This is a genomic window from Paenibacillus tepidiphilus (genome assembly GCF_008635795.1).
Lineage (GTDB): Bacteria > Bacillota > Bacilli > Paenibacillales > Paenibacillaceae > Paenibacillus_AQ > Paenibacillus_AQ tepidiphilus.
Genome location: NZ_VWRQ01000026.1, coordinates 81,981 through 93,180, shown reverse-complemented (window position 1 = coordinate 93,180; position 11,200 = coordinate 81,981). Strand labels below are relative to the sequence as shown.

Here is an 11,200-nt window from a genome sequence, read left to right as displayed (position 1 = left end):
CGTGGGTGTCGTAACAACTTCTACGATAAAGGAATCTCTTTTTTTGTGCAATTTTTTGGATTTCCATTAATGTCAGGTTGTTTGCAAAATTACTGCAATAATGCCCTAATTAAGTGGCGAAAATCCAATTAGATGGCTTCTATCCGTAATAAAGCCGAGATTAGTGTGCGAAAATCGATCTATTTGCAGGGATCGGTTGAATCGCACCTGAGGCTTGTTGACGCTCCGCCGTTTCCAGCTCCCCTTCGCAGTCCCGCCTTCTTGTATAGTTTGCTGCCGATCAACTTAGAACCAACTTAGAACCAACTTAGAACCATTTGGAAGGTATGCTCAGGTAGACTTCTTCGACAGTCTTAAAGCCCATTCCCTCATAATATCCGGCCAGTTTTGGTGTGGTTCCCACCAGCCACTCTGAATCCGGGTAATATCCGGTACATCTTCTGACTAATTCTTTCCCGATCCCTTGGTTTTGAAAGGCCGGGGCAACAGCCAGATCATAGATAACGGACCTGAACATTTGGTCACTGAGGACCCTCACACATCCAACCAGGTTATTATCTGCCCACGCCGTGACAACTACCGTAGAATTAAGAAATGGCAGATTGAAATTATTAATCATATTTGCGGTTTCTGTTCCATCGGACCAGCCCACAGCGATAAATAATTGATGCAGCTGCTCGCAGGGGATATCTTTTGTTGTTTCATAGTTTACGCTCATAGCTCCTCCTTATAATGAACCTATTATTGAACCTTTGCAGCAGGGACCTGCCATGCGCCGCAGGCGATCGTGTAGGTAGTTCAACTTATTGGCCCAGCGATGGATGGAGCCTGGAGAGCATCCCGGCAGTAACGACGATGTTATCTGTATGTATGGCGGTAAGATCGAACAGGGGAATAAGCGCGGCCGCAGGCAAGGGTTCAGGCTCAGGCAGCAAGCCCGCGATCCAGGCCAGCCAGCCGGTGATATCGGCAGGCGCAGCCCCGGCCGCTCTAAGCTCAGCCAGGGTAATCCCGCCGTGCCGCTTCGCCAGCCGTCGGCCGTCGGGTCCCATCATGAGCGGAACATGGGCAAAGCTGGGCGGTTCGTACCCCAGCGCTTCGTAGAGCAGAAGCTGCCGCGGCGTGGAATCCAGCAGGTCGGCTCCGCGCAGCACATGGGTAATGCCCATCAGCCCATCGTCCACGACGACGGCCAGCTGATAGGAGAAGATCCCGTCAGCCCGCCGGACGATAAAGTCGCCGCCGTCTGCGGCATTGACCGAGCGGACGCCTGCGACCCCGTCCGTGAACCGGACCTCCCGGTCCGGCACACCGAACCGCAGCGAGGGCGTCTTGCGGCTGGAACGCTCCGCTGCTTCTGCGGCGGAGAGGCTCCGGCAGGTTCCCGGATACACCGGGCCCTCCGACGCCAGGCCATGCGGCGCAGCCGCTGCCGCCAGAATGTCCTGGCGGCTGCAATAGCAGGGATAGAGCTGTCCGCCTGCAGACAGCTGTTCCAGCGCTTCCCGGTAGAGCTCCTGGCGTTCGCTCTGTACATAGGGGCCGAACGGGCCGCCGACATCCGGCCCCTCGTCCCAATCCAGACCGAGCCAGCGCAGGTCATCCATGACCGCCAGGGTGAATTCCGGCCGGCAGCGGGCGGAATCAATATCCTCGATGCGCAGCACAAGACTGCCGGACTGCCTGCGGATCTGCAGCCAGGCAAGCAGGGCGGCAAGCGCGTTGCCGATATGCATATAACCGGAGGGGGATGGGGCGAAGCGTCCGCGGACTTTTTTCACAGCCGGGTTATTGTCGGGTACAGGATTCAAGTAGAAGCCTCCATTTCTATGCAGCTTGTGAATGTGGTGCGGGACAGAGAAGCTAAGGGAGGACTCAACGGATGCTCTTCTTATATTGCTCGGGCGACATGCCCTTCGCCTTTCGGAACATCTGGCTGAAATATGAAGGGGAGAGTCCGCCTACCTCCGCCGCGATTTCCTGAACGGACAGGCCGGTATTGGCCAGCAGATTGCAGGCTTCTCTGACCCGCCGCCGGATCAGATACTCCGTAAGGGTCATCCCGGTGCTGTCTTTATACAAATGCGAGATATGATAAGGCGACAGATGCAGGTAGGCTGCCAAATCTTCCAGGCTGAACGTTTCTTTATAGTGTTCATCCAGCCAGTCGTTGATCCGCTCGGCATGGGTTTCCGAGCGAGACGCCGGACCGCCCTCCATTGCCGGCACTCCGGCGTTCTGCTGCTGGATCAAGCGGATTAAGCGCAGCATCAGGAGTCCCAGGCTTTCGTCCTTGCCTGTAGCCTGGCTCTCTGCCGCCAGATGTAATTCTTCGAATAATCCGTCCAGCTCAAGATGATGCAGGGAATAGAAGATCTGACTCGTCAGGGTGCCTTTCCACATTTTGCGGAAGAATCCCGCAAGGACAGGAAACCCGGCCAGATAACGCTCCATGAAGCCAGGATCAAAGGTCAGGTTGCTGCGGATATACGAGCGGCTCGGGGCGGAGGGGACCGTTACCCGGTGCAGCTGATAAGGCTGAAACCACACCAGAGTCTGATCACGGATCGGATAGGTCTGATCCTCCACCATAATATCCCCTTGGCCCTTATAGATGTACAGAATCTCGATTCCCCGGTGTGCATGGTAATAGTGGGATTCTTCGTCCTCCTGCTTATGCACATACATTAGCGAGCCGGGTTCATACGGCATGGGCGCACGATCATGCATCTGCTTCCAACGCTCCCTTGTGACTATACTGAAATTAAGTATAAAGACTGATGCCGTAAAATTCAAAGCCTACGGCGCCGGCGTTCTTTAAGCGGCGGAAAAGGCAGCTCCCGGGACGGGGCTGCCTGCAAAGCCGGTATGTCTGCGGATGCGCAAACGGGATCAGCGTTCGTACCAATATCCGGGTATGCCTTGCTGCAGGCGCAGCAGAGCTTCCAGGAAGAAATAATCGCCCCAGATGACGAAATCGTCGGGCGCGGAATTCCCGCGGACGGAATAAGAACCGTGCCGCATCAAGCCTTCCTCGGTTTCGCTTCCGGCGGTGAAATAGCTGCTGAGCAGCGAATCCATGGTCAGCTCAACGGAACGGCTGAAGAATTCACGGTCTGCATCACCTTCAGGCAGATGCTCCAGCAGTTCAAGAATCCCGCAGACAGCGATGGCCGAAGCCGAGCTGTCGCGCGGTGTGCCGGGCACCTGCGGAGCGTCGAAATCCCAGTAGGCTACATGATCCTCCGGCAGATGCTCCACGAAATAACGGGCGAGACGCCGGGAAGTCTCCAAATAAGCCGGGTCCTTGAAGTAGCGGTAAGCCAAGGCAAAGCCGTAAATCCCCCAGGCCTGGCCGCGCGTCCAGGTTGAGCCGTCGCGGAACCCCTGATGGGTACCGCCGCGCAGCGAATCTCCCGTGGTCTGGTCGAAGTAGAAGGTATGGAACGAGGAGTCGTCTCCGCGGACCAGGAAGCGGCGGCTCTTCTCGGCATGGATACGGGCACATTCCGCGTAGCGGGCATCTCCGGTCTGTTCCGTAGCCCAATAGAGCAGGGGGAGATTGAGCAGGCAATCTATGATGATGCGCCCGCCGTTGTCGGCATCGCCTTCCGGGCCCCAGGCCTGGAACAGCTGTGGAGCAGACCGCCAGCGCTTCATCAGGACATCGGCGGCCTGCAGCGCCAGGACGCGGGAGTCTTCATCCCGGTCGACGATCCAGCCCGCCTTGGCGGAAAGCGAGTAGAGAAAGCCGATGTCATGGTGATCAAGATCCTGTCCCGCTTCCATTCGCGCTTTAAGGGAGCTGACGCTCCGGACAGCCGCCGCGTGCAGTTCAGCGTCCTTGCTGTATTCATAGCCCAGCCATAGCATGCCGGACCAGAAGCCTTCCGTCCAGCTGGAATGATTCGTGAGTATATAGCTGCCGCCGCCTTCGCTGACAAGCGGAAAGCTGTTGCCGAAGCGTTTGATGTCCAGTCTTACTGTATTAAGTGCCCGTTCAATTGCTGTTTGCCAATCCATAGGTCACATTCTCCTTTTTCTATCTCTGTGTTGTTCTCATGCCTATTATAAATCAGCCGGAACATCGCTTTGTTGTGCAAAGATATCGGAGAATTGCGGTTTTGCTATTATAGCGTCTGCCCGCTGTCCACGGTGACGAGCTGACCGGTCATTGCTTCCTGCTCTAACACCGCACAAATGATTTCGGCAATATCCTCAGGTGTGGAGATCCGCTCCAGCGGCAGATTCGGCGCCAGGCTATGCATCTGAGCTTCTCTGCCGGACCACCACCGGGTAGCCACGGCTCCCGGAATAATGCAGTTGACTCTGATTCCGGGGGCAAGCGCTTTGGCCAGCGATTTGGTCAACCCGTGGACCGCTGCCTTCGACACGGCATAGGGAAGAGAAGAGCCCGCCCCGGTAAGTCCGGCAATGCTCCCCAGATTGACAATGGCGCCAGCTCCGCGCTTCATATAAGGTGCTGCGGCTCTGGCGCAATGAAACATCCCTTTCACATTGACTGCAAACAAAGTGTCCCATATATCCGCTGTAACCGCATCTAGATCAGGCAGCGGAATATGGGCTGTCGTGCCGGCATTGTTCACCAGCAGATCCACTGTTCCGAAATGCCGGACGGCTGCGTTAACCAGAGACTGCACCTCGCTTTCTTTACTCACATCGGCTTGCAGGGCAAGGGCCCGCCCTCCGCTGTTCATAATGAGCTGCGCCGTTTCTTCGGCTTCGGCTTGTGAACGGGAGTAGTTTACAACGACGGCTGCCCCCCGCCGGGCCAGCTCCAGACTGACGGCTCTGCCGATTCCCGTACCTCCGCCGGTTACCAGTGCCACTTTATTGTTTAGCTTCATGTTCAGCCACTCCTTAGATAAAGTTGATCTCTTGTCTTTAAAGTGATTCTGTATTTATTGTAAGAAGGTTAGTGGCTTTTGTATAATTGAATTATATGAATATCAAATTCAACAATAATGAATTAAATATACTGTACTGACGACAATTAAGAAGGTGTGGTTTTCTTGGATGTTAAGGCGTTAAAGACCTTTCAGCTAATCGTGAAGCATGGCAGCTTTGTCCGCGCAGCGGATGAGCTCAACTATGCCCAATCCACGGTTACCATGCAGATCCAGAAGCTTGAAGCCGAACTAGGCACAGCATTGCTCACCCGCGGCAAGGAACTTGGCCTTACGGAAGCCGGAAGGCTATTGTATGAACAAAGCTTGCCCATGCTTAAGAACATGGAGCAGCTGGAGAACAATCTGAAGAATCTCGCAACGGGCGAATCCGGCCATGTGCGAATCGGAGTCACAGAGCCGACAGCAAGTTATCGTCTGCCTGCTATGCTTAAGGCTTTTTTGAGCGAAAATCCGGGTATTCGCGTTTCACTGGAGATCGCAAGCACTGCTGCGTTGGCCGATTCTGTGGCAGCCGGCAGGCTGGATTTTGCCGTGTGCACATCACCTGGCCTTCAATCGGAGTTATTCTTCGAGCCTTGGTTTCAAGAAGAGTTCATTGCTCTCTTGCCCAGCGATCATCCGCTTGCCGGGAGGGAGGTAATCACTGCCGGGGATTTGACGGCCGACCGGCTGCTGATTACAGCGGCGGGCTGCCCGTATCGGCGGAAGCTGGAGATGGTGCTGCAGGAAACGGGGAATATACAGCTGGATACCATGGAGATCGGCAGTATGACTGCCTTGAAATATTATGTGGAGAGCGGACTCGGCATTGCGCTGGTTCCCAGAATTATGGCGGAACGGGACGGCATCAGCAGAGTCGAAGTCAGAGCGCTCAGCGGTACCCTGATCGGCATGACCAGCGGAGTTCTGGGCCGGGAAGCGGCGTATCCGTTTCCGCCTGCAGCACATAAATGTCTGGATTATTTAAAAAGCAGGCTGGCACAGCCCGGTAAGGAGTTACAATGAAGGATTTACATCTGTTCTTGCCAATAGATATAATGGTTCAGGAAGAAGACATAGAGTAGGAGTGAGAATGTGCATACAACAATCAGTCTGGAAGGCGAATGGAAGCTGTTACTCGATGAGAAAGAACGGGAGCTGCCGTCACCGCAGCAGTTCACAGATGTCATTGAGCTGCCGGGAACGACCTCGCACGCCCGCAAAGGACCCCGGAATGAAGAGAAGTTAATCGGTTCCCTGACCGATGAATACCGCTTTGAGGGACATGCCTGGTATGCCAAGGAATTCGAAATTACGGAAGCGCTTGCCGGACAAACCTGCTTCCTGTACCTGGAACGGACGAGAATGACGACCGTCTGGCTGAACGGACAGGAAATCGGCAGCCGCGACAGCCTTAACACTGCCCATGTCTACGATCTCACCGGATTGCTGCAAGCTGGACGGCAGACCCTTACCATCCGGGTGTCCAATATTGGCTACCCGACCAAGGGCGGCCACATGACCTCGCCGGATACCCAGACCAACTGGAACGGTATTACCGGCCGCATGGAGCTGCAATTCTCCGGCGCCTCTTATTTAACCGGCATCCGGCTGGATGCAGACCTTGCTGCCCGTTCGGTGCGAATCACGGGAACCCTGGAGGGGGCTCAGGCGGCAACAGTGGCTGTATCGGCAAAGAGCTTCAACAGCGATTCGGAGCATTCGGCGGCGGAACGCGAATTCACCGTTGCACCGGGTTCGTTCAAGCTTGAATACGCCCTGGGCCAGGATGCGCTGCTCTGGAGCGAATTTGCACCGAACCTCTACCATATCAACATTGAAGTCAAAGACGGCAATGGCGTAGTTTCCGACCGCCACCAGCCGGTCTTCGGCCTCCGGGAATTCAAGGCGGAGGGCGATAAATTCACGATTAACGGGGACAAGACCTTCCTGCGCGGCAAGCATGACGGTCTGATCTTCCCGCTGACGGGCTTCGCGCCGACCGATGTGGAGGAATGGGTACGAATCCTGGGCATCTCCAAGTCTTACGGCTTCAATCATTACCGCTTCCATACCTGCTGTCCGCCGGAGGCCGCTTTTACCGCCGCCGACATCCTGGGGATCTATATGGAGCCGGAGCTTCCGTTCTGGGGAACCATTACCGTGGAAGGCGATGAAGGCCACAATCAGGCGGAGCAGGATTACCTGATCAGTGAAGGCTATGCGATGCTGCAGGCCTTTGGCAATCATCCGTCCTTCGTCATGATGTCGCTGGGCAATGAGCTATGGGGCAGCCGCAGCAAGATCGACTCGATCCTGAAAGCGTATAAGGAATTCGATAACAGACCTCTGTATACACAGGGCTCGAACAACCATCAATGGGTGCCGGAAATTCTGGAGCATGACGACTTCTTCTGCGGGGTGCGCTTCACGCGCGACCGGCTGTTCAGAGGCTCCTATGCCATGTGCGACGCACCGCTGGGACATGTCCAGACCGCCTTGCCGGGAACCATGAAGGATTATGACGACCAGATCATCCCTCCGGACTTCGGGCACAGCCATGAAACGCTTTCCGAAACCGGTGGCGAAATTCAAATCCAGTATGGCACGGAAGCGAAGACTGTTAAAGCCGGCGAGGATTCCAGCGAATGGATTCCGGACATGCCGGTCCTCTCCCATGAAATCGGACAATACGCCACTTTCCCGAATTTCGCGGAAATTGAGAAGTATACAGGCTCTATTAAAGCGGAGAATTTTGTGATTTTCCGGGAACGGCTCGAAGAGAAGGGGCTGGGCCATTTGGCAGAGGCCTATTTCAAGAATTCCGGACAGCTTGCCGTCGCCTGCTACAAAGAAGAACTGGAGGCTGCCTTCCGTTCCCGCCGTCTGGCCGGGTTCCAGCTGCTTGACCTGCAGGATTTCAGCGGTCAGGGTACGGCGCTGGTCGGCATCCTGGATGCCTTCATGGATTCCAAAGGCCTGATTACGCCGGAGGAGTGGCGCACGTTCTGCAACGATGCCGTTCTGCTGGCCAGATTCGCGAAATTCAATTATGCCGGCGGAGAACCGTTCAGTGCACAGGTGGAGCTGAGCTGGTTCCGCGACAGTGCGCCGGCTGCACTGGAGCTGGACTGGAAGCTGACGGCGGACCAGGTGACTGTAGCCGAAGGCACGGAAGGGTTCGCCATCCCGGCAGGGGCTAATTATATCGAAATCGGTGATGTGGACGCTGCCTTGCCTGCGGTTGAGCGGATGACGCAGGCCACCCTTTCGCTGCAAATCAAGGGCACCGATATCCGCAAGAGCTATGATTTATGGATTTACCCGCAGCAGCAGGGCATTGGAATTGACGGCATTGCTGTATTTAACGAGCTGTCCGCAGAAGCCTTTGCCGCGCTGGAACGCGGAGAGAATGTGCTCTTGATGCCAAAACCGGATTCGCTGAAGAATGCCATCGACGGCTTCTACGCCACCGATTTCTGGTGCTACCCGATGTTCCGCTCCATCTCCGAGTCCATGAACCGGCCGGTACCGGTTGGCACCATGGGTCTCCTGATTGACAACAGCCATCCGGCGCTGCGCGATTTCCCGTCCGCAACGCATTCCACGTATCCATGGTGGAGCATTATCGAGAATTCGAAATCGCTTATTCTGGACGGCACTTCCAAGGAATGGAGCCCGATTGTCCAGACCATCGACAACTTCGAGCGCAACCACAAGCTGGGCTTCTTGTTCGAATGCCGTGTGGGCGCAGGCAATTTGCTGGTCTGCCCGCTGGATGCGGACAAGATCAGCGGTACGGTGGAAGGCAGACAATTCCTGACCAGCCTGGGCAATTATATTCAGTCTGCGGAGTTCAAGCCACAGGTTGAGGCTTCACGCGAAGAGCTTCTCCAGCTCATTCAATAATTCAACAATTTAATAATTCAGGTTCAGCGGAGCTTTGCTTTCGCTGTGTCCAGACACTGGGCTCTGCCCAGTGTCTTTTTGTGCATTATTCTCTGAATCTCTGATTATAGCAGAAGGCACAAGATGATGTTAGATGGTGTCAAAAAAAACCATATAAAGAAACGACTACTATTTGTCCAATATATGAAAATTATATTATCGACATTGTTCGACTGTTTATGAGCTTTAAAGGTGTTAAGATTCTTGTTAATTAACATTAGTCACTAAATAAACCATAATGTGTATTAAGAAGGTATTAATAGATGGATACAAACAATAAATGGTACTTCGCATATCCATCACCTGTTTTTTCTCTGATTTCACTTACTTTACCGTCTGGGGGGACCCATGGATATTATTGTTTGCGTCAAACAAGTACCCGCGAGACAAGGGGAGGGAAGCGGCAGAGAATCCGTTCCCCTGATTAACAATCCCAATGATTTAAACGCACTCGAAGAAGCGCTCAGAATCAAGGAGCTTGCGGACGGAAGCCGTGTAACCACCTTGTCGATGGGGCCGCCCGGCTGCGAAGGCCTGCTGCGCGAGCTGCTCGCCGCAGGTGCGGATGAAGCGGTACTGCTGAGCTCACCTGGCTTCGCCGGCTCGGACACCTACGCCACCTCCAAGATCCTTGCGGCCGCTGTCCATAAGCTGCTGCCCTTTGACCTCATCCTGACAGGCGAACGGGCCATTGACGGCGAGACAGGCCAGGTCGGTCCGGGGCTGGCCGCGATTCTGGAAATCCCCCATCAGTTAGGCGTCGAACAGGTGCTTACATTCGATCCGCACAGCGTAATTATTGATAAGGTCAATGAAACCTATGCCTGGCGCATCCGTTTGCCAATCCCCGCGCTTCTGACGATCAGAAGGAGCGCCAATACACCGAGAATTCCTTCCATACGCGGCAGGCTGGCCGCTTCAAGCAAACAGGTAATAGTCTGGGACCAACACGACCTTGGATTATCCGGAGCGGGTATCGGATCGAGAGAGTCCCCGACCCAAGTGATCCGCACGGTAAAGAGTGATTACAGTTACAAGAGCAGAGGAGCGGCCGTCTTTATCGGTGAGCATCAACTGGATGAAATTTTGGAGACGGTATCCGCCGCCCTCGATCAACCAGACGGGAGGCCCCTATGAGAATATGTACAGCGCGGTGCTCCCGCTGTCTGAATTGTGTCTCGCAATGTTTCTTCAATGCAATCTCCACAGCATCGCATGACCTTGTAATTGACGAAGCCTTATGTACGGATTGCGGGATGTGCCGTGACTCCTGCCCGATGGACGCCATATCCGATGAAATGCATGATGATCCGGTCGAAACCGCTGAGCAGCGCGGGATTTGTTTGTACTTGACCGCTACAGCGGGCAGATTGTCGGAAGGTTCGCTGGAAGTGCTTGGCGCCGGATTAAGGCTTAAGGAACACAACAGGCAACGGCTGACCGCCTTCCTGCTCGGCGAATATGTTCATGAGGCTGCCGAAGAAGCTATCCGCTGCGGCGCCGATGAGGTATGGATGGCCGAGCATTCCAGGCTAACCCCCTACGCAGTGGACCTGCATGCCGGACTGGTAACAGATTGGCTTAAAGAACTGGGCCCGTCCATTGTACTGTCCGGCGACCGAAGCCTTGAACGTTCGGTGATGGGGTATGCCGCCGTACGGCTGCACACCGGCTTATGCGCCGACTGTATTCAAGCAGCAATAGATCCGCAGCATGAAGGATTGGTTGTAACCCGGACGGCATTCGGGGGACAGCTAATGGCGGATATTCATATCCCGCGCCATCGCCCGCAAATGGCCACGCTGAAGGAGGGGGCGTTCCGTCCTCCTCCTGTATATCAGCCCTCCGGCGGACTTATCGTGAACCGGACGGACGACATCTCCGGGCTGAATTCGGTCTATGAATTGCTGGAGAGCCGCAAGATAGAACGGCTGCGGAATGATTTTGCGAACGCTCAAATTATTGTGGCAGTCGGCAGAGGCATCGGCTGTGCGGAGCAGCTTGATTCGGTGTATGAACTGGCCGATCTTCTGGATGCAAGAATCGGGGCAACCCGGGCGGTTGTCGAATCCGGCTGGCTGGATGTCACACACCAGATCGGGCAGTCGGGAACGATAGTCCGGCCGCAGCTTTACATCGCCTGCGGGATTTCCGGCGCATTGCAGCACACCATAGGAATGGATCAGGCGGACAGGGTCATCGCTATCAACAGCGACCGCGATGCTCCCATTTTTCAATATGCAGATTACGGTATCGTCGGTGATGTACGGCAAGTCCTGCCGAGGCTGAGTGAGCGTATCCGGGAGAGGAGGGCAGCACGGAGCCGGAACGGAATGGATTGA

Annotated in this window: 9 protein-coding genes; 4 read left to right on the top strand and 5 right to left on the bottom strand. The window is 55.0% G+C overall.

Features of this window, described 5'->3' with window-relative positions; all coding sequences use genetic code 11:
• Positions 1-307: 307 nt before the first annotated feature.
• The 5 genes from F1379_RS25615 to F1379_RS25595 all read right to left on the bottom strand — a co-directional run bounded on the left by F1379_RS25615 (position 308) and on the right by F1379_RS25595 (position 4,868).
• Positions 308-718 (bottom strand): GNAT family N-acetyltransferase, encoded by a 411-nt coding sequence (locus F1379_RS25615; RefSeq protein WP_150275312.1) that lies wholly within the window; start codon positions 716-718, stop codon positions 308-310.
• Between the two features lie 85 nt (positions 719-803).
• Entirely contained in the window at positions 804-1,811 is a 1,008-nt protein-coding gene (gene gluQRS, locus F1379_RS25610) for a tRNA glutamyl-Q(34) synthetase GluQRS (protein WP_275262658.1), read from the bottom strand.
• Positions 1,812-1,875: 64 nt separating this feature from the next.
• Entirely contained in the window at positions 1,876-2,730 is an 855-nt protein-coding gene (locus tag F1379_RS25605) for a helix-turn-helix transcriptional regulator (RefSeq protein ID WP_150275311.1), read from the bottom strand.
• A 162-nt stretch (positions 2,731-2,892) separates the two neighbouring features.
• Entirely contained in the window at positions 2,893-4,023 is a 1,131-nt protein-coding gene (locus F1379_RS25600; protein WP_150275310.1) for a glycoside hydrolase family 88 protein, read from the bottom strand.
• A 107-nt stretch (positions 4,024-4,130) separates the two neighbouring features.
• Positions 4,131-4,868 (bottom strand): SDR family NAD(P)-dependent oxidoreductase, encoded by a 738-nt coding sequence (locus F1379_RS25595; RefSeq protein ID WP_150275309.1) that lies wholly within the window; start codon positions 4,866-4,868, stop codon positions 4,131-4,133.
• Between the two features lie 165 nt (positions 4,869-5,033).
• Between F1379_RS25595 and F1379_RS25590 the strand changes: the two genes are divergently transcribed.
• The 4 genes from F1379_RS25590 to F1379_RS25575 all read left to right on the top strand — a co-directional run bounded on the left by F1379_RS25590 (position 5,034) and on the right by F1379_RS25575 (position 11,200).
• Positions 5,034-5,936, top strand: a complete 903-nt coding sequence (locus tag F1379_RS25590) for a LysR family transcriptional regulator (protein WP_150275308.1) — start codon at positions 5,034-5,036, stop codon at positions 5,934-5,936.
• Between the two features lie 69 nt (positions 5,937-6,005).
• Complete coding sequence (locus tag F1379_RS25585) at positions 6,006-8,819, top strand: glycoside hydrolase family 2 TIM barrel-domain containing protein (RefSeq protein ID WP_150275307.1); 2,814 nt, start codon at positions 6,006-6,008, stop codon at positions 8,817-8,819.
• A gap of 387 nt (positions 8,820-9,206) precedes the next feature.
• The gene (locus F1379_RS25580; RefSeq protein ID WP_150275306.1) at positions 9,207-9,995 is read left to right on the top strand and encodes an electron transfer flavoprotein subunit beta/FixA family protein; all 789 of its coding nucleotides are present in this window, start codon (positions 9,207-9,209) and stop codon (positions 9,993-9,995) included.
• A complete protein-coding gene (locus F1379_RS25575; RefSeq protein WP_150275305.1) occupies positions 9,992-11,200 on the top strand; it encodes an FAD-binding protein in 1,209 nt (402 codons plus the stop codon). Before F1379_RS25580 ends, F1379_RS25575 begins: the two co-directional genes overlap by 4 nt.

Coding starts and splice junctions, on each gene's coding strand:
- F1379_RS25615 (WP_150275312.1), bottom strand. CDS start 718: ATGAGCGTAAACTATGAAACAACAAAAGATATCCCCTGCGAGCAGCTG.
- F1379_RS25605 (WP_150275311.1), bottom strand. CDS start 2,730: ATGCATGATCGTGCGCCCATGCCGTATGAACCCGGCTCGCTAATGTAT.
- F1379_RS25600 (WP_150275310.1), bottom strand. CDS start 4,023: ATGGATTGGCAAACAGCAATTGAACGGGCACTTAATACAGTAAGACTG.
- F1379_RS25595 (WP_150275309.1), bottom strand. CDS start 4,868: ATGAAGCTAAACAATAAAGTGGCACTGGTAACCGGCGGAGGTACGGGA.
- F1379_RS25580 (WP_150275306.1), top strand. CDS start 9,207: ATGGATATTATTGTTTGCGTCAAACAAGTACCCGCGAGACAAGGGGAG.
- F1379_RS25575 (WP_150275305.1), top strand. CDS start 9,992: ATGAGAATATGTACAGCGCGGTGCTCCCGCTGTCTGAATTGTGTCTCG.